The organism is Francisella noatunensis subsp. noatunensis (genome assembly GCF_009823375.1).
GTDB classification, from domain to species: Bacteria; Pseudomonadota; Gammaproteobacteria; order Francisellales; family Francisellaceae; genus Francisella; species Francisella noatunensis.
This window is the reverse complement of the sequence record NZ_WBSX01000010.1, coordinates 1-21,718: the sequence shown is the minus strand read 5'-3', so window position 1 is coordinate 21,718 and position 21,718 is coordinate 1. Positions and strand designations below refer to the sequence as shown.

Genomic DNA, 21,718 nt, shown 5'->3' with positions numbered 1-21,718 from the left:
TTTTTGTACATTTATTTTAGCATTTTTTGCCTTAGACCCTCAAATAAATATATCGTAGCCGCTTGAGCTACATTTAGAGATTCAATATTACTTAGAGTAGGAATCATTGTCTTTTCACCTACTGAAAAGTCCTCTATACCATTGGCTTCTTCTCCAAAGACTAAGACACTGTTACTCAACTTAAACTCTTCAGAATAACAAGAAACTCCCTCATGTGGTGTTGTCAGCCAAATTTTTCGTTCTTTTAGTGTGGGGTAATTTCTTACAGCGCTTAGATTTTCAAAATATCTGAATTTCAGACTAAATTGTGCACCCATACCAGCTCTTATAGCTTTGGGGTTAAAAGGATCTACAGTACCATTTATAAGTACAATCTCTGTCAAACCAACTGCTATAGCAGTTCTCAATATAGTACCAATATTACCAGGGTCTTGTATTCTATCTAGCACTAGTATGAAATCATCTTTAAATTCAAAATCAGATGATGTATCTTTTTTCTTGGCTAAGATTAGCACTCCTTGAGAGTTTTGTGTTTGTGTCAATTCATTAAGATCTTTTTCAGAGAGAATATATTTTTTATCTACAGGGTAGCTAATGCTATCAGTGTTTTCTGTTGTCAATAGTGCAATCAAGTCTTCTTTAGGTAATCTTGATAAGGCTTCATCACAGCATCTTAATCCTTCTATAACATAGTAGATAGATTTTTTTCTACCTTGAGGTGAGTGAAGCTTCTTTATTTCTTTGATTAATTTTTGACTTAGATTTTTCATTAAGCTATTAGCTATAATATTTTGCTAGATATTGTATGTTTTTTAGTACTTAGAATAAATAGTTACGGTATATATTTTTGATATAGGTAGTTATAAATGTTAAGGTAATACAACTGTTATCAAAAAATAGGAATATTATGCAACGAGAAAAAGGTGCTTATGCTCCAGTTTTTTATCCTGCTATTATTTTAGCTATTGTCCTGTCATTGTCAGGAATTTTTTATCCGAATCAATTTGCTAGTCATATCCAAAATCTACAAAATTTAATTCTAGAAAAATTTGGTTGGGCTTATATATTGGCAATGAGTGTTTTTTTATGTTTATGTTTGATCCTAATGTTCAGTCGCTTTGGCGATATCAAGTTAGGTAAGAACATGATTTACCTGAGTACTCTAATATTTCATGGTTTGCTATGCTGTTTGCAGCTGGTATGGGAATTGGTTTGATGTTTTATGGAGTAGCAGAACCATTGAAGCATTTTTTAGCTCCTCCTAATATGTCTTCAGATGAGTTAGTACTTGTTAAAGAAGCTATGAATACCACATTTTTCCACTGGGATATAGAAGCATGATCAGTATATGCAATTGTAGGTTTATCATTAGCATATTTTGCTTATAGACATGATTTACCTTTATTACCTCGATCGGTACTTTATCCAATATTAGGCAGACATATATATGGTCCCTTAGGTCATGCCATTGATGTTTTTGCAGTACTAGGAACATTGTTTGGTGTAGCAACATCTCTAGGATTTGGTGCAATGCAGGTGAGTGCTGGGATGAGCTTTTTGAAAGGTTTACCAGATACTGTAAATATGTAAGTTATTTATATCATAGTTATAGTCGCATTAGCAACAATATCTGTAGGATTAGGACTTGAAAAAGGCATTAAGGCACTAAGTAATTTTAATATTATATTGGCAGTATTATTACTAGTTTTTATACTATTGTTGGGTAATTCATCGGTATTGGTACGCGATTATATTCAAAATATTGGTTACTATTTAAGTACTATAGTAAATCAGACCTTTAATTTGTATGCTTACAATCAAGAAAATCAAGAATGGCTAAAAAGTTGGACATTATTTTATTGGGGATGGTGGATAGCTTGGTCGCCATTTGTCGGAATGTTTATTGCCAAAGTATCTAGAGGTAGAACAATCCGCCAGTTTACTATAGGTGTATTGTTTATCCCTTTTGGGTTTACATTTTTATGGATGACTGTTTTTGGCAATTCTGCTATTGAAATAGCAATGAGTGGCAAAGGTGAAACTCTTATTAATGCTGCAAATAATAATATACCTGTAGCATTGTTTGAATTTTTACAACATTTTCCATTCTCAACACTATTATCAGTTTTGGCAGTATTTTTAATAGTGACATTTTTTGTAATATTTGCTGATAGTGGAGCCTTAGTTATAGATATTTTAGCTACAGGTAATGCCAAACAATCAATAACATTACAGCGTATTGCTTGGTCAGTACTTAGCGGTTTACTTGCAATATCATTAATTTTAGCAGGTGGTTTACAAGTTTTACAATCAGCTACTATAATTAGTGCTTTTCCATTGTTGTTTATTTTATTTTTGATGTGTGTTTCACTAATTAAATCTTTAAGATTAGATTATCTAAGGCTTAAAAGTATTGAGACACATTCAACTGTTGTTCAATTTGCAAAAGCAAACACATCTTGGCAGAAAAGATTAGAAGATATTGCTCATAAACCATCAAAAGATCAGGCTATAGAGTTTTTACAAAAAGATGTTACAACACAGCTATAATTGAGGTTGCAACTGAAATGGAAAAAATGGTATTAATACAGAAGTGATTAAAGACCATGATCATATACAACTAGCTATTTCAATAGAAGGTAATGAAGATTTTATATATAGTGTGATGCTAAGATCATATCAGTCAAAATTAGGTAATTATAATAGGGTAGAAGTACTTCTAAGTCATGGAGGTCAGTATTATGATATTATGGGGTATTCAAAAGACCAAGTCATTGCAGATATTGTCAACCAATATGATAAGCATTTGCACTATTTGCACCTAGTTGTTGCAGATAAGGATATTGTTAATTAAGCATCGCATAGTTAAGATTAAGTATCCATGCAAAACCTACCCATAAAAGATATGGTATAAGCAAATATCCAGCAACTTTATTTATATCCATAAATATTTTAAGATTCCATGCAATAAATATCCATAAAATAGAAATTTCTAAAAGAGCTAAATCAATATTATGCCAACAAAAAAATATAAAGCTCCATAAGAAGTTTAAACCTAGCTGTATCGCGTAGATAATAAATACCTTTTCTCTAAGAGCTTTTTGTTTGAATACTAGCCATCCAGATATTGCAATCATAATATAAAAATCGTCCAAACTGGAGCAAATATCCAGTTAGGCGGAGCAAAAAAAGGATATTTTAGTTTTGCAAACCATGTTGGAATACTTGTTGCGGTTAAAGCCCCAACAGACATACCTATACCCAAAATAACTATTATGAATGCAGCGAGTGAGATGTAATCTTTATTTTTTATATTACAATTCATACCAATTTCTCCAATATTGTGCTAAAAAATAGCTTTTAATATCATATAAATATTGTAGATTAGAATATATATTTTTTTGAGTTTATATGATAATTATTAACAATATTTAACAGTTAGGAATATTATAATGTTAAAAACGAAGAGCTTAACACCACATCAATACGAGATAATAATTAACAAAGATACAGAGCATCCTTTTACAGGTAGATACAATGATCTAGATCAAAATGGTACATATATCTGTCGTAATTGCGGTATGCCGTTATTTAAGGCTGATAGCAAATTCATCTCAACTTGCGGTTGGCCAAGTTATGATATTTATATTGATAATAATGTAAAACAATTACCTGATGCTGATGGCAGAAGGACAGAAATTCTATGTAATAATTGTGATGGCCACCTTGGACATATATTTCATGGAGAAGGATATACTAAGTTAAATACACGTTACTGTGTGAATTCAGCATCTGTAGATTTTGTACCAGTAGAAAGTCTGGAAGAAACAGAAGAGATTATTGTAGCTGCAGGATGTTTTTGGGGTGTAGAATATTACATGAAAAAACTTGATGGAGTTGTATTTGCAGAATCTGGATATTGTGGTGGAGATCAGCCAAACCCTGATTATAGAAAAGTTTGTGCAGGGAATACTGGATATTTAGAAGTTGTTAGAGTAATTTTTGAGAAGAAAAAAATATCTTTAGAAGAAGTTTTAAAGTATTTCTTTGAAATACACGATTTTGAGCAGGTTGATGGCCAAGGTCCAGATATTGGCGAGCAATATAAATCGGCTATATTTTATTATGATGATAAACAAAAAAAGATTGCAGAAGATATGAAATCTGAACTTAGTGATAAAGGCTACAAGGTAGTAACAGATATTAGAGAGGCTAAACCTTATTATGTAGCGGAAGACTATCATCTAGGCTACTATATGAAGAAAGGGACACTACCATATTGTCATACTCGTAAAAAAATATTTTAAATCAAATTATTACACATCTTTAATTGGCGAAAAGTCTATTTTTAATACCCATGAATACGACAACTGAAATTACTATAAATGCTAATTGTTGAACAGGGATACCGACCATTAGCTTTGATATTGATAGAAAACTTAAGAAAAAACCCGCCAAAGCAGCAACCATAAATTTAACTAATCTAATTATCGCATTACCAGCAGCATAACCTTCTTTGAGAATATCAAGGGCTTTTGATGTTGTTATAATATTCACTAGTGCAAAACAGCCTGTTGCTAGAGCGTTTAATACAATAAATATATAAATATCATTCAAGAAATATGAGTTCAATATATTAAGTAATATTACTACTATAGCCAAGTAATAACCAATAATAATAAGCTCTCTTTGATTATGTGCGGTCTGTTTTCTTTTGATAAAGTTACCAGCAAAGATTATGCCAAACATATTTAATGCAAACAATATACAGTATTGAGTATACCCAAGATGAAAATATTCAATAATTAGATTTGATGATGTGCTAATAAAACTAAACAATGCACCAAAACATAGGGCTCCAGTCAGAGCTGCGATGACAAATGGTAAGTTAGCCATATGAATGAGATATACCTTAAAGCTTCTAGCTAAGCTCTTAGAACGTTTATGTATAGGATGAGTTTCTGGTATAACTATTGTAATAACCAACAAAATAACACCATAAATAGTTAAGAAATAGAAAATATCTTGCCATCTTCCAGTTGTGTAAATAATAATACTGCCTATTATAGGTGCAACTATTGGCGCAATCATAAATATCATAACCATTGTTGCTACAGTTTTTACTAACCTTTGACCTCTATAGCAGTCTTTTAGTATGGCCATAGCTGCAACAGATGCTGGAGAGTCTCCAAGACCTTGTAAGAATCTCATTAATATCAAAGTATCAAAGCTATGTGTAAATGAGCATAAGATAGTACTTACTATATAAATAAGCATACCAATAATAAGTATTTTTTTACGACCAAAACTATCTGATAATGCACCCGAAAAAAACATACCTACACCAAAACCTATAAAGTATGTAGATATAGTAATAGCGAGCTTATTTACATCAACATTAAAGAAACTACCAATATTACCAAAAGCAGGAATATAAGCATCTATAGCGAAGGGTGGCAGTGCCACAAAGATTACAACAAAGAAAACAAGATATTTACTACCTTTTCTAATTTGAAACATAAGAATTATAGTGATTAATTTTGATGATATATTTTAACAGATAAAGTCGGTAATATTTAGTAGTTAAATATCATGATTAAGAATAGAAGTAATATAAAGAGTATGTAAGATTAATTATGCCTCAACATCATCTTGATTATTAGATTGATCTACTGTTACTGAGCTACCAGAATCTGTTACTGGAGCTTCTGTTACATTTGATTGAGCTTGAGTATCATTTACTGCAGCAGTAGCAGTAGGGGTTGTAACTACTGTAGTATTGTTTGTAGTAGTTACAGTTTTTGGAGATGTTTTAGCTTTATCTATCGCAGATTGGATATTATCAGCATCTGTATAACCACCTATTACAGTTGTATTATCAGCATTAGCATTGACAGCTGGAGCAATCACTAAGAATGGCGTACCTTGAATGCCTAGATTTTCAAAACCTAGTTTTAAAGTATCTCTTAGATGATCAGCAATTTTATCACCTTTGATAGCCTTTTTAACTTTAGTTAAATCAGCTCCACATTGAACTGCAACCTTATCGATAGTAGAGTCTTTTAGCTTACCCTCATCTTCACCTGTAGCGAAGATACCATTATGATACTTAATATAAGCATCTGCACCATATAATTTATATATTGCAGTACCTACTTCAGCAGCATATTCAGAAGCGGGAGCTCTTTCACCAAATATAGGGAATTCCGCAAAAACTACTTGTACGTTACTGTTATCTTGCATTACTTTTTCAATTTGTGGAGCAAGTTTTGAGCAGTACATACACTGATAATCAAAGAACTCATATACAACTACTTCTGGATCTTTTACATCAGATTTAGGTGTAAGATCAGAGCCATAAATGCTATCTTTAACTTTTAGGAAGCTAGAAACTCTTTCCTCACTCATTTTCTGTTGTACTTTATTACGTAGATTATCCATGTTTTTTGCTATTTCTTCTGGAGATATAGCTGGTTTTTTTGCATTTAAAGCGTCAGAAAAACCTTCAATAATTTTATCATTGTTTAGATTGTATGATTTTACATTTTTATCAGTTTCGATAGTTGCACCCATGCCATAACCAATAGTATAGCTAGCATTTTTTGTAACAGTATCAGTACCTTGCACAACCGGAGCTGTAGTAGCTACAGAAGATCCAGAATTTGTAGCAGCATCCTTAGCCGACTTATCTTTACTTGAACTATCTGAACACGCAACCAAGCTTGTTGCAATTGCAGTAACGGCCAAAGCCTTTAATAATTTCTTTTTAGTCATTATAATTAGCTTCCTTAATTATTTTTTCTGAGCAGCTACTGCTTGTTGTTGAAATTGTAACATTGCATTTTGCATTTGATCTGGAGTAAGTTTAGACTTGCTTCCAGATATTCCATCTGTTAGACCACTAACTACTTCTTGGTTATCTGTCGTTATGTTGTTTTGATCCATTTGAGTTTTTAAAGCTTGTCCCATAGTATAGCCAACAGAGTAGCTAAGATCATCTTGATTATCTGCTGCTGCGAAAGCACCACCGATAAGTGAACCAGCAACTAATGGTGCTAAAAATAGAGTTTTAGTTAATTTCATTATTTAATTTCTCCTTTACGTTTGGAAATGTCCATCCTAAGTTATTCTAACAAACCGGCATTAAATCACAATCATTTATCTATTTTACTTAGATTAATTTGTTTATTTAAAGCCCATTTTATATGTTTCAAGACAATTTCTTTGTCTAGAAATTCATTTTTCTTATTTTCTAATGATAGTATATTTTCTAGTTTATATGGTGAGTTTCCGATACCAATAGCTATATTTTTTATCCAAGCATCATAACCAATTCTTCTGATTGCCGAACCTTGTGTATATTTATCAAAATCTTTTCTAGTCCATGAGAATAGTTCAAGAAGAGGTTTATTTATTAAAAAATCTCTCTGTTGGAAGTCCTTTTCTCTAGTTATGGGAGCATTATTGTTAAAAGGACAAACTAATTGACAATCATCACAACCATATATTCTTGTGCCAATTTTATCTCGAAGCTCTAGAGGTATAGATCCTTTGTTTTCTATTGTTAGATACGAAATACATTTTCGCGAATCGATCATTTTGCCATGTTGAATTGCTCCAGTTGGACATAGTTTGATACATGCTTGGCATTTGCCACAAGAATCTTGATGCTTTGAAAGGTTAGGTAAATCTGACAAATCAAGATTACTATAAATTACACCAATAAAGAAAAATGAACCTTGTATTTTATTCATAAGCATAGAGCTTTTGCCTTGCCAGCCTAATCCTGCTTTTTCAGCTAGCGGACGTTCAAGTACTGGAGCACTATCTGTAAAAAACTCTGAATTGATGATCACCTGTAAGCTCATTTATATACTCACCTAATCGTTGAAGTTTTTTCTTCATTACCTTGTGATAATCTCTACCATGAGCATATATAGATATGTCTGCAATATCTGTTGAGGATTTTAGTCTCTTAACTTCATTTTTGATAGTTATAGGTCTGTTAAGATAGTTTAATGTGGCAACAATTACGCTATTAGTGCCAGGTACTAATTCATTTGGAACAAATCTCTTTGCGCCATGCTTTACCATGTACTCAAGATCTGCATGATAGTTATTTTCTATCCATTTATTATAGTAAGGAATATATTCAGATAAATTGCAGTCAGCTTTAGATATAGATGATAAACCAAGGCTATCAGTAGCAAATTTTTGTACTTGTTGCCACTGCATTGCAGAAAGCTTTAGCTTCATTATTAGTCTTCTTTGCGCTTGATATCCCAAAGTTTTTCTAGTGCATAAAGTTCCCTAGTTTCTTCTAGCATTATATGTACAACAATGTCACCGATATCAACTAAAACCCAGTCAGATTTATTATCGCCTTCAATACCTAGTATTGTAATTTTGTTATCTTTAAGTTCTTGTTCCAGATTTCTTGCTAGTGATTTAGCATGAGTAGTAGATGATGCTGTAGTAATTACTATGTTATCCATCATATCAGTAAGATGCTCAACGTTAATAGATTGAATATCTTGGCCTTTTAAATTATCTAAAGCTTCTAGAGCGATTTGTAGTCTTTGATCAGTCGTCATGAATTGTTTTAATTATTGTTTCATAAATTTGGACTAAGATTATAACATAAGTTAGCTTAAATAATGATATCATTATATAAACAAATAGTTTCATAGATGAAGAATAAGAATCTATTTCTATTCGTACTTTTAGTCATTTTAACTGTGATAGTTTTGGTTTTATTTTATGGGTTTGCTCAATGGTATGAGCAGATATTAGGGACTATATTTTCTTATATTGTAATGATTGCAATATTGTTATTTGTATTTGCGCCTTTTAAGTTTATCAAAGATAAGAAAGCAAAAGTAAATATGCTCAACTATTTCAAATACTTAGGTATAACCATTCTAGAAATAGTTAAGATAATAGTTAATATAGTTAAGCAAGCAGCCTTAACATTGGTATATCTTGTCTCTCGATTATTTGCCAAAGATCTATAAGAAAAATAATCAAATTCGAATTTTTAAATGCAATATACAGCTGAACAACAAAAAATAATAACTCATGATTTAGATAAACATGCCTTAGTTTCTGCAGTTGCTGGGAGTGGAAAAACTCAAACTTTAATAGCAAGAATTGAATATCTAATTGACAATAAAGCTCCACCAAATAAGATATTAGTTTTAATGTATAACAAATCAGCTCAACTTGATTTTGCAGAAAGACTTAAAAATGTTATTAAAGCTGATATTGCAAGGTTAGTTAACGTAAGAACAATGCACTCTTTAGGAAATAGTTTCTTACAAGCTTTTGCAAAAGCAGGATTTGTTAAGGCAGATAAGATTCTTAAAGAGTATGAAATAGATGCAATTATTTCAAAGCTACTTAAGCTATATCAAAAAGAATTTAAAATAACTAAAGATGCTGATAACGAAAGAGTCGAAACATTTAAAGAGTATATTTCATTATTGAAATCAGACTTGTCTCTTACTAACAAAAAACTCAATGAACTTAATACCAAAGAGAAAAAACTTTTAGATAAAGTATTTTTAGAGTTTAGCAAAGAATGTGAGCGTCAAAAAACAATAACTTATGATGATATGATCTATCTTCCTGCAAAGCTTTTTGAAAAAGATAAAAATAGCATAGCTCAAGCAAGTAGTTTGTATTCTCATATAATCATAGATGAATATCAGGATATTAATCAGGCACAACAGTTTTTTTTGAAGTGCTTAGTTGGACAAAATACTTATGTTATGGCTGTAGGAGATGTTGATCAGACAATATATCAATGGCGTGGTTCTACTCCGTATTATATGCTAGAAGGTTTCAAAAAAGATTTTAAAAATGTAAAACAATATAGCTTATCTTACACATTTAGATATGGTGATTTAGTATCTTTGATGGCAAATAATATTATTACTAATAATAAAAAACGCCATGATAATCTATGTATTACATACCCTAAATTAAATAAAACAACTGATATTAGTATCCTCGATAGTAGTGATAAAGTTATCCTTAAACTTAAAGCATTGATTGATAGTGGTGTTAAAGCTAGCGATATAGCTATTCTTGTGCGTAAGTATAATTCAACAACGGTATTTGAGTTAAGCTGCCTGTATCATGATCTAGCTTATAAGGTGGTTGCAGATAAGAATATTTTTAGTGAAAATCTATTTAAAGCTATATATGGGCATTTGATGCTATTTAACAAGGGTGGGGGTTTTGCTAAACACAGTATCGATCAACGAATTGAGTTTATAAAAGCTATGCTTGATTATCCGTCACTATATCTCAAAAAAGATGTTAAACAAAATTTGGCAAATAAAATAGCTCAAGATATTTCAGCTAGCATGAATATAATTTCAGAATTAACCAAAACAGTTGATAAACCATTTAAAGAAAAAAATATATTAGCAGTATCAGCTAGTTGGAGAGCTATTTTTAATAATACTCGGATTAAAAAATCAGAAAGAGCGATAAGTTTTATATTAGAAACTCTAGATCTCGAAAAACAAATTTCTAAAGTCTCTGGGGAGACACATTCAAGCAAATCTAAATTACAAATTATAGATGGAATCAATAGTTTTGCTAAAGGTAAGAAAAGTTCATTATTAGAATTTATTGAACTTTTATATGAGCTATACATAAAATCAAATCAGCAGGGTGAAAATGATCCGAATCAGATCCAGATCATGTCAATGCATAGAGCCAAAGGTTTAGAGTGGGATTATGTTGTTGTACATGATGCTACAGAAGGAGGCTTTTTCGGTGAAAAAAATTCTAAGGCTTGTGATGAAACAATCGAAGAGGAGCGAAGATTGTTCTACGTTGCTATTACACGAGTCAAGAAACATTTGTTCATAGTATCATCAGATGATATTAATCGTTTATCATCATGGTATGAGATCAAAAAAAATACCTATCCGAAAGATTTGAAATGTAAAAATAGTTTAAGATTCTTGTATGAAGGCAACTTGATAGATTGTCAAAATCATCTAGAGATTATTAACAATATCTCTAATGAGGATAATAAATTTTCTAACAAGATATTTAAACGTTATTATGAGAGTTTATCAAAATAGAATTAATTAGCCTTATTGTCTTGCAATGCTTCGTTTGGAGTATCTACTTTCGGCGCTAACTCATCTTTAGATTCAAAAGGTTGATCTGAGAAGTACATAGCTGGGTGAGCTATTATTTTATTATCATCAATTTTGTTACACCATTGGCCATTTTTGTCTATACTAGCTGAGAAACCATCTAGAATTTGGATATACTTCTTCCAGCATTGCGCTTTGAACATAGGCTTTTTACCTGTTGTTACATTAGTCTTATGCCATGTTTTACCATTATCAGAAGATTCTAAATACGTGATTAAACAGTAGTCATGAGGTTTTGGCATTTCCGCTTCTTTTGCGGCTGCTTCAGCTGCTTCTTCTTCAAGTTCAGACTGATAGTGAAAATAGTATGCAATACCAGATACTGCTACTACTACACTGGTAATTACTGAAAAGATAAATATCTTTTTTTTCATTTTAAAACTTACACAAAATCAACAACTTATTTACGATTATATACTTATTTATATTCAAATGCGATTGGTAGAGTTTATTTTGTTTACTAAAATGGTTTATAATACTAGCTGTTTTGAATTTAATTTAAATATCTGTAGCGCTATCTACTGGAAGGTAAACTATGATTTCTACTAAAGAGTTACGTAATAAATTTATAAGCTATTTTGAGTCTAAAAACCACTCGCATCAACCAAGTTCATCTTTAATACCATTTGGTGATGATACTTTATTATTTACAAATGCTGGAATGGTGCAATTTAAAGATGTTTTTTTGGGATTAGAAAAGAGAGATTTTTCTAGAGCTGTTACAGTTCAAAAGTGTCTTAGAGCGGGTGGTAAGCATAATGATTTGGATAACGTAGGTTATACAGCTAGACATCATACTTTTTTTGAGATGCTAGGTAATTTTAGTTTTGGTGATTATTTCAAAAAAGATGCTATCAGCTTTGCTTCGGAATTTTTGACTAAAGAGATCAAACTACCTGTTGAGAAATTATGGGTAACTATATATGCAACAGATGATGAAGCATTTGATGTATGGCACGATCATATTGGTTTACCAAAAGAAAGAATTATTCGTATAGACTCAAATGATAACTTTTGGTCAATGGGTGATACTGGCCCTTGTGGTCCATGTACTGAGATTTTTTATGATCATGGTGAAGATGTTGCAGGAGGATTGCCTGGCACTCCAGATGAAGATGGAGATAGATATATCGAGATCTGGAATATAGTATTTATGCAGTTTAATCGTCATGCTGATGGTACAGTTACGGATTTACCTAAACCATCTGTTGATACTGGAATGGGCTTAGAAAGAATAGCAGCTGTACTACAAGATGTTCATAGTAATTACGATATAGATTTATTTCAAGCGTTGATTAAAAAAGCTCAAGAAGTAACTAATGTCGATGATATAAATTCACCTTCTTTAAAAGTGGTGGCAGATCATATACGTTCATGTGCTTTCTTAATTGCAGATGGAGTCTTACCATCGAATGAAGGTAGAGGATATGTTCTAAGAAGAATTATTCGCAGAGCAATTCGTCATGGTAATAAACTAGGTGCTAAGGATATATTTTTCTACAAGTTAGTGGCAGAGCTTATTAACCAAATGGGTGAGGCATATCCTCAATTAATAGATAAGAGAGAGCTTATTGAAAAGACTCTTATAAAAGAGGAAGAGTTGTTTCTAAAGACTATTGAAAATGGTATCAGAATTTTTGATACAGAAATTGCGAGTCTAAAAAGTGATACTATTTCTGGAGAGATAGCATTTAGACTTTATGATACATATGGTTTTCCTTTGGATTTGACTGCTGATATGGCTCGAGAGAAAGGTCTAAAAGTTGATGAAGAAGCATTTAAAGAGCAAATGCTAAAACAAAAGCAAAGGTCAAAAGAAGCAGGGAAGTTCAATGTTGATTATAACAGCATTATTAATTCACAAGCAAAGTCAGATTTTAGAGGCTACTCGACATTAATTGAAGATGCTAAAGTACTTGAGATATATCAAGATGGACAACCTGTCAATACAATTCAAGCTGAAAGCACGGCTGTTATAGTTCTTGACAGAACACCGTTTTATGCTGAATCTGGCGGTCAGGTTGGTGATAAAGGTGTTTTAGAAGGTGTCGGTGTTGAATTTATAGTTGAGGATGTGCAAAAATCTGGTGAAGCAATTTTACACATTGGTAAACTGTCTAAGGGTATACTAAATACTTATGATGAAGTAACCGCGAGGGTCAATGATTCAGTAAGACTTGCTACTGCTGCCAATCATAGTGCTACTCATTTATTACATAAAGCTTTAAAAATTGTCTTAGGTAGTCATGCAGAGCAAAAAGGCTCACTTGTTGATGATAATAAATTAAGATTTGATTTTACGCATGATAAGGCTATATCACGTGTTGAAATTGAACAGATCGAAACTCTAGTTAATCAACAAATCAGAGCTAACTATCCTGTTGCTACTATAGAAACATCTCAAGAAAAAGCCAAATCTCTAGGAGCAGAAGCTTTATTTGGTGAGAAATATGGAGATATTGTTAGAGTGACTTCAATGGGAGATTTCTCTATTGAGCTTTGTGGAGGAACTCATGTTGCATATACTGGAGATATTGGTTTATTTAAGATAGTGTCAGAAAGTGGTATTGCATCTGGTATTAGAAGAATAGAGACAATAACAGCTGATAAAGCTATAAAATATACTTTTGCTATCGAAAATAAACTAGTTGCAATAAAAGAAATTACCAAGTCAAATGACTCTAACCTATTAGATAAACTACAGTCAATGTTAGAGCATCTTAAGAATCAAGAAAAAGAAATGGCTAAACTTAAAAAAGATATTTTATCAGGAGCAAATAGCGATATTAAAGAGTCCTCAATAGATGGTATCAAATTAATAATAGCTAATTTAGAAGGTGTAGATATCAAAATACTGCGAGAAAAAATTGATGATTACAAGTCAAAAAATGATAAGATGGTAGCAGTGTTAAGTACTATAAATGCTGATAAAGTGCAGTTTGTGATTGGAGTTAGTAAATCTATAACATCATTAATCAAAGCCGGAGATATAGCTAAGGAGTTTAGTGGTTATATAGATGGCAAAGGTGGTGGTCGCCCAGATATGGCTCAAGGAGGCGGTAATAACTCTACCAATATTGATAAAGCTCTAAGTGATTTAGAAAAGTATATTTCAAATAACATAAAAAAGTAGAGTTTGCTCTTGAAAAGATTGTATAGACATTTATTGGTATTTATTGGAATCTTTGGCTCGTGTATTGGTGCTGTAGCTAATACTGTAGCAGACTATACAGATACTGTAAAACAGTCTATACAAAATTCACCGCAATATAAGTTTATAGGGTTTCAATTAGATTCTAGACAGATGAATCCAGCGATTCAACTTGGAAGATTATTACCAAGTATAGATATTGGAGGGTCCATAAAAAAAGCTACAAACATACTAGACCAAAGAACTATGGCCGATGGTGATATTGCTGGCGGGCGCTTTGATTCAATTAAAGGGCTGGTCTCGTTGACGCAACCTTTATATGATTATGGAGCTTACAAAGATCTTCAGTCAGCTCAAGAAGTAGCTCAGTTTGCTCAACAAGACTATAGAACAAATTATCAACAATTCTTGTATGATACAAGCTATGCCTATTTTAACTTAGCTAAGGCGATAAAAAATGTTAAATATACTTCATATAATTTAAAAGCCAACAAACAAAGCCTAAATGAGTTAGAGAGTAAATTTAAAGCAGGTGCAGCTGATATCGCGGATTACGAAACTATAAAGGCAAACTATTATATTGCTGAAGCTAGTTATGCAGCTGCTCAGAGAGAAGAAAGAGTTGCACGTGCTGAATTACGTAAGTTTACTAATGATGATGATGATGTTGTCTTGTATAGTAATGATTTTAAAATAAAAGAGCCATCACCCAATACCGAAGAAGGTTGGGAAGAGCTTACAATGCGTAGTAGTCCATCATACCTGGGTTCTATGCATACAAAAGAAAGCAATTACTATAATTATCAGTCAGCCACTAGCTCATTTATGCCTAAAGTTAATTTTGAAGTTAAATATTCTCCTGGTTTTAATGATGTTAGTTCACTAGGTAATCCAGTGTTTGATAATTTCTTACCCTCAAAATGTACTGTTAATGCTTTTTATTTCGGTATTAATCTTGCTTGGAATATTTTTGCTGGTGGTACCAACTATGCTGAATTAAAAAAAGCCGCGTATGATTATCAGTCCTCAGAATTTGATATGATTCAAACAGGAAGGGTCGCTCAAAATGATGCTATGTATGCTTTTAGATTTGTTGAGCTTAAAAAGAAAGAGATAGAATCATTGCGCAAGTCTGTTGCAGCAGCAAAAATTGCGTATGAAAAATATAAAGAAAGGTATGATCAAGGAACAACAACTATTACTCAGTATTTCATACTTTTAAACAATTATTATCAGTTTCTAATTCAGTTAAACAATACTGAGTTTGATTATATTATGGGCTTTTTGAGCTTATATAAAACAGCCGGTATTTTTACATCAAGTACAGTGCAAGATTTTAATAACTGGCTAATACTAAATCAAGATGTGGAGCTATAAAGTTATGCATATTTCAACGAGATTACAATGTTTTTCTTTACAAAAAGAATTTGATTCTAAGCCTATTTATCTAATACATAAGACTAATTTTGATAACTGGCTTAGTCAGCAAGATTCTTTTAGTCAAAATTTCATTAAACAGTTTGCTGATAAGAAAATAATAGCTATACCTGGTGAATCGGGAACTATTCAAAAGATTATCTGTATTGTTTGTGAAAATATGTATAGTTTAGCATCTTTGTCTAGTCAGTTAAGCAAAGGTAATTATCATATAGAATATTCAGAAATTTCTGATTTATCATTGCATTATATTGGTTTTGGGTTATCAAGTTACAAGTTTGAAAAATATAAGTCTAATCAACAAGGTGTAGATGTAAAATTATTTTTACCAATACAATATAAACACATATTAACAACAGTTGAAGCAGCTTTTATTGTTAGAGATATGATTACAACACCTGCTGAAGATATGGGTCCTGAAGATATTTCTAATATTATCAAATCTATTGCTAAAGAATTTGATGCCAGCTTTGAGGAAATAGTTGGAGAAGAGCTCAAAAATCAAGGATACATGGGTATTTATACTGTAGGTAAAGCAAGTCATAGGCCTCCAAGATTAGTTAAATTAAATTGGGGTAATAAAAATCACCCTAAAGTTTCTATAGTGGGAAAGGGTGTTGCTTTTGATACAGGTGGGCTTGATATAAAAACATCTCAATTTATGTTACTGATGCATAAAGATATGGGTGGTGCTGCAAACGCTATAGGTCTTGCTTATATGATTATGAAACATAATCTTCCATTAAGGTTAACCCTATCAATACCTACAGTTGAGAATGCTGTAGATGCGAAGTCATATCGTCCTAGTGATATCATTAAAATGAAAAATGGAACTACTGTTCAAGTTACAAATACTGATGCTGAAGGAAGATTGATTTTAGCTGAACCACTACATGAAGAGGCTACTAAAAATCCAGAATATTTAATAGACTTTTCAACTCTAACAGGAGCTGCAAGAGTCGCTGTTGGTGATAAAATTTCAGCATTTTTCTGTAATAATGATGATGTTGCAAGAGATATTTATAATTATGGGGAAATCGAGCAAGATCAGACTTGGAGACTCCCATTAGCTGAGTGTTATAGAAAAAATCTTGAAACAGAATTCGCAGATATATCACACTGTGAACTGTCAACTTTTGCCGGAGCTGTAAAGGCGGCACTATTCATCGAGCATTTTGTAGGTATTGAGAATGCTCCTACTTGGATTCATTTTGATATAATGGCTTGGAATGTTGCTAACTCTCCAGGTAAACCAAAAGGTGGAGAAATTATGGGTGTTAGAGCAATGTTTAAAATGTTGGAAGAGAAATACAGCAAATAAATTTTAAATAATTCATATTTACTTTATTTACTAATACTCTCGAAGTTGTATACTTTAATTAATGAAGTGTAAAATCTTATTAAAAATTATGCAAAAATCGTTATTAGAACAGCTTAAAGAAGTAACTGTAGTAGTCGCTGATACTGGTGATTTTGAGTTGATTAAGAAATACAAACCTGTTGATGCTACTACAAATCCTAGTTTGATACTTAAAGCTGTTAAAGATCCAAAATACTCTAAATTAGTTATAGATACTATAGATAAGTTTAAGCAGAATAATCCTGAGCTTAAGAGGGATGAGCTTATTAGAGAGATTGCTATCGAGATACTTGTATTTTTTGGGATGAAAATATTGGATGTGATTGACGGAAAAGTATCTAGTGAAGTAGATGCAAGAGTATCTTTTAATTCTGCAGAAACAATTGATTATGCTAGAAAAATAATCAAAAAATATGAATCTCATGGAATATCAAAAGATCGAGTTTTGATAAAAATAGCAGCTACCTGGGAAGGTATAAAGGCCGCTAAACTTTTACAAAAAGAAGGTATTAATTGTAATTTGACACTTATTTTTGATAAAGTTCAAGCACAGGCTTGTGCTGAGGCTGGAGTTTATTTGGTATCACCTTTTGTGGGAAGAATTACAGATTGGCAAATGCAACAAAACAAACTTGATGTTTTCCCTGATGTGAACGACGATGATGGTGTTAACTCTGTAAAATCGATATATAAGCTATACAAAGATTATGGGTTTAAAACAATCGTCATGGGAGCAAGTTTTAGAAGTGCTAATCAAGTAGTTGCTCTTGCTGGTTGTGATGCTTTGACTATATCACCGGTATTACTTGAAGAGCTTGAAAATAATTTCGAGAAATTAGAAGTTAAGTTAAAAAAATCTAATGATGTAAGTACACAAGTACCACAAATTACCGAGTCTAATTTCCGCTGGCAGATGAATGAAAATCCTATGGCGACTAATAAGTTAGCAGAAGGAATTAGACAGTTCGCAAAAGACATCGTTGAATTAGAAAATATAATAACAAAATATCTATAATTAAGAGGTTAATATGAAAAAAACTTTATTAGTATCAGCATTGAGTTCTATTTTTATGGCTCCATTTGTTTCTTTTGCTAATGATGATCAAGAGTACTTAAATCCTAGAAGTGAGACGCAACTACACTCTCAACGTCAAATGATTAATCAAAAAAATAGTCAAGCTTCACAAATGCCTAAAAAACATCAGTTAGGTATTACAGAGGAAGATATGAGAATTCCCGGTGAATCAAGCAGTAAATCTCGTAATATGAGTTCTAAAAAGGGTTGGGGAAGTACTAACGCACAGGAAAAAAAATCAAAGAGTGATGAAGACTCTGATGATGATAATCCTAATTTATCTGATCTAGCTACTCCAGCACCTAAAAATATTCATAGTAATTTGGTAATTAGTGATGATGATAGGGCATTAAATAGACAGATGATGCTGTCTGGTCCTAAAGGTGGTTTTCAAAATAGTCAGCCAAGAGGTATCGGCGGCTCTAGTGCTAACCTCTAGTTATAAACATAATTGCTAACATTATCTAAATATAATAAAATCTACTAGTTCAATTATTTAATTAGTTTAGGTTCCCAATGAATTTTCAATATAACAATTTTAAAATTTTAGAAGTAAGTGGAATAGATACCATAAAATTTCTTCAAGGTTTGGTAACATCTGATTTAACTAAGCTATCTGATGATAATAATTTATTGATGACTACTTTTGCTAATTTAAAAGGACGAATTATTTCTTTATGTTTTGTAAAATATGTTTCTAGCCAGAAATTGTTACTCTCAGTTGAGCAAACTGTTATAGATAATCTACTTTCCTGGTTAAAAAAGTATGGTATGTTTTCTAAAGTTAGTTTTGCTGTTAATGAAGATCATTCATTGTTATTTACCGATGATGGGTTTTTAAATCATGATATTTTAGTCAAAGATGCTTTAAAATCTGAAATAGCATATGAACAAATACAAAAGATCAATATCCTAAACAAGCTTGCAATTATAGATCAAGCTAATGTAGAGAAATTTCTTCCAGCAGAGTTAGATCTTGATAATATAGAAAAAGTTGTCAGCTATACCAAAGGTTGTTATATGGGTCAAGAGGTGATAGCGAGGATGCACTACAAGGCTAAGTTAAAAAAAGATTTAGCAGTTGTTAAATCTGTTACAAATATTCAAGATTTTGATTTAAAAACTAGTGATGGCAAACCTCTAGCAAATGTTGTAAATAGGGTTTATGTTGAGGATGTTTGCTATATGCTGGTAGTGTTTCATAAAGAAGCAACAGAGGTTGAATATCAGCTAGAAAATGAAGTAATCATAACTAAATGCTAAATAATCTTAATCAACAGCAACAACAAGCTGTTAAATATGCTAGTACACCTTTATTAGTATTAGCAGGGGCAGGCAGTGGCAAAACTAGTGTAATTATTGAAAAGATTTCTTATCTGATAGAACAACTTTTGTATCCAGCTAAAAGTATTTTAGCAGTTACATTTACAAATAAAGCAGCCAAAGAAATGCAAGAGCGTGTTAAATCACGACTTGATAAAGAAAAATCAAAAGGTTTAATGATTTCGACATTTCACTCTCTTGGCTTATTTATTTTAAAAAGGCATTTTTCTGATTTAGGATATAAGAAAAATTTTACACTTTTCGATAGTCATGATTCACTTGCATTAATATACGATATTGCATATGAAGAGTATCAGTTACCCAAACAAAATGCAGGATTTATTCAGTCAAAAATATCATTTTGGAAGTCAGCTCTACTCACACCTGATGAAATACAACCTAAGGATGATCTTGAAGAGCAAGCAGCTTTTATATATAAAGAATATCAAAAATATCTAAAATCTTATAACTCTTTTGACTTTGATGATCTGATATTTCAACCAATACAGTTATTTAAAAATTACTCAAGTATTCAAAAATTATGGTCAGATAAATTTAGATATATTCTCATAGATGAATACCAAGATACTAATGAATCACAATATCGGCTTTTGAAATATTTGACACAGGGCAAAAATAAATTCACTGTTGTAGGAGACGATGATCAGTCTATATATGCATGGAGAGGTTCTCGACCTGAAAATTTACGCCATTTACAAGAAGATTTCAAAGACCTAAAAGTTATTAAGCTAGAACAAAACTACCGTTCCACAGGTAGAATACTTAATGTTGCAAATAAACTTATTGAAAATAATAGTCATATTTTTGACAAAAAACTTTGGTCAAATAAAGATTACGGTGAGCAAATTAAGGTTATTAGTCTTACAAACGATGAAGATGAGGCACAATTCATAACTAGTGATATTTTCTTTGATAGGGTAAAAACAAAATCTAAAAACTCTGATTATGCAATATTGATAAGGAGTAATTATCAAGCATACTTACTTGAAAGATATATGCAAATGCACAAAATCCCTTATACAATTAGCGGGGGAAGTTCTTTTTTTTCCAAATCAGAAATCAAAGATATCATTTCGTATTTAAGGCTAATAGTTAATCCGGACGATGATAGAGCATTTTTGCGTATTGTGAATACTCCTAAACGTGAAGTTGGTAGTGCAACTATTCATAAATTAGGAGAATACGCAAGTGAACATCACTGTAGCTTTTTTCATACTTTATATAATTTAGAAAAGTTTGAAATACGCGATTTTACCAAAAAAAACTTATCATCTTTTAAAGATTTGATACTTAATACGCAGCAGGAGATTAATTCAAGTATATCTGCTCAAGAGCTAAAAAATATAATTAACAATTTTATTGATAATATTTCATATCGACAATGGCTTATAGATTCTAGCTCCTCAGAGAAACAAGCAGAGTTTAGATATGCTAATGTTATTGAGGTTACTAAATGGATTGTCAATCAGCTTGAAGATGAGTCATATAATGCTCTTGAGTCGCTAGCTTCAGTTCTTAATAAAATGTTACTTATAGATATTTTAGATAGAGATAACGAAGATAAAAATGATAATCAGGTTCAAATTATAACTATGCATGCTTCCAAAGGTTTGGAATTCAAAAAAGTTTATATAATGGGTATGGAAGAAGGAATCTTACCACATCAACAAAGTATTGAAGAGGACTCTATAGAGGATGAACGTAGGCTTGCATATGTGGCGATTACTAGAGCTAGAGAAAACTTGACTATAACAATGACAAAACATCGTAAAAAGTTTGGCGAAAAACAGATCTCTATTCCAAGCAGATTTATTGATGAATTGCCAGAATCGGATCTATATTGGGTGGGTACAGAAAAAGAGTGTGCAGAAACTCGCCAGCAAAATTCCAAACAGAATATATCCGCGCTTAAAGACATGTTTAGCTAGATTAATATTTCTCGTCAGAAACTATAATTATTTCACCTAATTTATTTGTAGATTAATTTTTTACCTAAACCTTTTATAGATTCTAGGTTTCGTGAAGATATAAAGAGTGCTAGATTGTATTCTCAATGTTTATAGAGATACCAAAATGTACTTCATTAGGTGTCAAGTAATTTAAACATTTCTTAGGTCTATTATTCAAGTCTATCTGTAACTTTCTAATGTATTGATGAGATATATTGTTAA

16 protein-coding genes and 4 pseudogenes are annotated in these 21,718 nt (G+C 31.6%); 11 read left to right on the top strand and 9 right to left on the bottom strand.

Annotation, left to right across the window (positions count from 1 at the left end; all coding sequences use genetic code 11):
• Window positions 1-11: 11 nt before the first annotated feature.
• Window positions 12-770 carry a TrmH family RNA methyltransferase gene (locus F8C69_RS01845; protein ID WP_159183967.1) on the bottom strand — a complete coding sequence of 253 codons (759 nt, stop codon included), beginning with the start codon at window positions 768-770 and terminating at the stop codon, window positions 12-14.
• A 137-nt stretch (window positions 771-907) separates the two neighbouring features.
• Between F8C69_RS01845 and F8C69_RS01840 the strand changes: the two are divergent.
• Window positions 908-2,854 (top strand): annotated as a pseudogene (locus F8C69_RS01840) (BCCT family transporter).
• Here F8C69_RS01840 and F8C69_RS01835 read toward each other — a convergent pair.
• Window positions 2,847-3,325: pseudogene (locus tag F8C69_RS01835) on the bottom strand (TspO/MBR family protein). The pseudogenes F8C69_RS01840 and F8C69_RS01835 overlap by 8 nt on opposite strands.
• A 127-nt stretch (window positions 3,326-3,452) precedes the next feature.
• On the opposite strand from F8C69_RS01835, the gene F8C69_RS01830 reads away from it, so the two are divergent.
• Window positions 3,453-4,307 carry a bifunctional methionine sulfoxide reductase B/A protein gene (locus tag F8C69_RS01830; protein ID WP_159183966.1) on the top strand — a complete coding sequence of 285 codons (855 nt, stop codon included), beginning with the start codon at window positions 3,453-3,455 and terminating at the stop codon, window positions 4,305-4,307.
• Window positions 4,308-4,326: 19 nt separating this feature from the next.
• On the opposite strand, the gene F8C69_RS01825 is transcribed toward F8C69_RS01830, so the two are convergent.
• From F8C69_RS01825 to rsfS, 5 genes and pseudogenes are all read right to left on the bottom strand, one after another.
• On the bottom strand, window positions 4,327-5,520 hold the full coding sequence (locus tag F8C69_RS01825; RefSeq protein WP_159183965.1) for a multidrug effflux MFS transporter: 1,194 nt from the start codon (window positions 5,518-5,520) through the stop codon (window positions 4,327-4,329).
• 114 nt (window positions 5,521-5,634) lie between these two features.
• A complete protein-coding gene (locus F8C69_RS01820; RefSeq protein WP_159183964.1) occupies window positions 5,635-6,774 on the bottom strand; it encodes a DsbA family protein in 1,140 nt (379 codons plus the stop codon).
• A gap of 18 nt (window positions 6,775-6,792) precedes the next feature.
• Window positions 6,793-7,083: an FKBP-type peptidyl-prolyl cis-trans isomerase N-terminal domain-containing protein gene (locus F8C69_RS01815; RefSeq protein ID WP_004287674.1), complete on the bottom strand. Its 291-nt coding sequence runs from the start codon at window positions 7,081-7,083 to the stop codon at window positions 6,793-6,795.
• A gap of 71 nt (window positions 7,084-7,154) precedes the next feature.
• Window positions 7,155-8,256 (bottom strand): annotated as a pseudogene (queG, locus tag F8C69_RS11160) (tRNA epoxyqueuosine(34) reductase QueG).
• Window positions 8,257-8,258: 2 nt separating this feature from the next.
• Window positions 8,259-8,594, bottom strand: a complete 336-nt coding sequence (rsfS, locus tag F8C69_RS01805) for a ribosome silencing factor (protein WP_159183963.1) — start codon at window positions 8,592-8,594, stop codon at window positions 8,259-8,261.
• Between the two features lie 96 nt (window positions 8,595-8,690).
• Between rsfS and F8C69_RS01800 the strand changes: the two genes are divergently transcribed.
• The gene (locus F8C69_RS01800; RefSeq protein ID WP_159183962.1) at window positions 8,691-9,014 is read left to right on the top strand and encodes a hypothetical protein; all 324 of its coding nucleotides are present in this window, start codon (window positions 8,691-8,693) and stop codon (window positions 9,012-9,014) included.
• A gap of 27 nt (window positions 9,015-9,041) precedes the next feature.
• Entirely contained in the window at window positions 9,042-11,102 is a 2,061-nt protein-coding gene (locus F8C69_RS01795) for an ATP-dependent helicase (RefSeq protein WP_159183961.1), read from the top strand.
• Window positions 11,103-11,104: 2 nt separating this feature from the next.
• Here the strand turns inward: F8C69_RS01795 and F8C69_RS01790 are convergent, their stop codons facing one another.
• Entirely contained in the window at window positions 11,105-11,554 is a 450-nt protein-coding gene (locus F8C69_RS01790) for a hypothetical protein (protein ID WP_159183960.1), read from the bottom strand.
• 161 nt (window positions 11,555-11,715) lie between these two features.
• On the opposite strand from F8C69_RS01790, the gene alaS reads away from it, so the two are divergent.
• The 7 genes from alaS (at window position 11,716) to F8C69_RS01755 (ending at window position 21,475) form a co-directional block, all read left to right on the top strand.
• On the top strand, window positions 11,716-14,313 hold the full coding sequence (gene alaS / locus F8C69_RS01785) for an alanine--tRNA ligase (RefSeq protein ID WP_159183959.1): 2,598 nt from the start codon (window positions 11,716-11,718) through the stop codon (window positions 14,311-14,313).
• 9 nt (window positions 14,314-14,322) lie between these two features.
• Complete coding sequence (locus F8C69_RS01780) at window positions 14,323-15,708, top strand: TolC family protein (RefSeq protein WP_159183958.1); 1,386 nt, start codon at window positions 14,323-14,325, stop codon at window positions 15,706-15,708.
• Between the two features lie 4 nt (window positions 15,709-15,712).
• The gene (locus F8C69_RS01775) at window positions 15,713-17,089 is read left to right on the top strand and encodes a M17 family metallopeptidase (RefSeq protein WP_159183957.1); all 1,377 of its coding nucleotides are present in this window, start codon (window positions 15,713-15,715) and stop codon (window positions 17,087-17,089) included.
• 88 nt (window positions 17,090-17,177) lie between these two features.
• Window positions 17,178-18,143, top strand: a complete 966-nt coding sequence (tal, locus tag F8C69_RS01770) for a transaldolase (RefSeq protein WP_159183956.1) — start codon at window positions 17,178-17,180, stop codon at window positions 18,141-18,143.
• Window positions 18,144-18,156: 13 nt separating this feature from the next.
• On the top strand, window positions 18,157-18,642 hold the full coding sequence (locus F8C69_RS01765) for a hypothetical protein (RefSeq protein ID WP_159183955.1): 486 nt from the start codon (window positions 18,157-18,159) through the stop codon (window positions 18,640-18,642).
• Window positions 18,643-18,719: 77 nt separating this feature from the next.
• Window positions 18,720-19,466: a CAF17-like 4Fe-4S cluster assembly/insertion protein YgfZ gene (gene ygfZ, locus F8C69_RS01760; RefSeq protein WP_159183954.1), complete on the top strand. Its 747-nt coding sequence runs from the start codon at window positions 18,720-18,722 to the stop codon at window positions 19,464-19,466.
• Window positions 19,460-21,475 (top strand): UvrD-helicase domain-containing protein, encoded by a 2,016-nt coding sequence (locus F8C69_RS01755; protein WP_159183953.1) that lies wholly within the window; start codon window positions 19,460-19,462, stop codon window positions 21,473-21,475. The genes ygfZ and F8C69_RS01755 overlap by 7 nt, the downstream gene beginning before the upstream one ends.
• A 109-nt stretch (window positions 21,476-21,584) precedes the next feature.
• On the opposite strand, the pseudogene F8C69_RS11350 reads toward F8C69_RS01755, so the two are convergent.
• Window positions 21,585-21,718: pseudogene (locus F8C69_RS11350) on the bottom strand (IS30 family transposase); the annotation flags it as partial.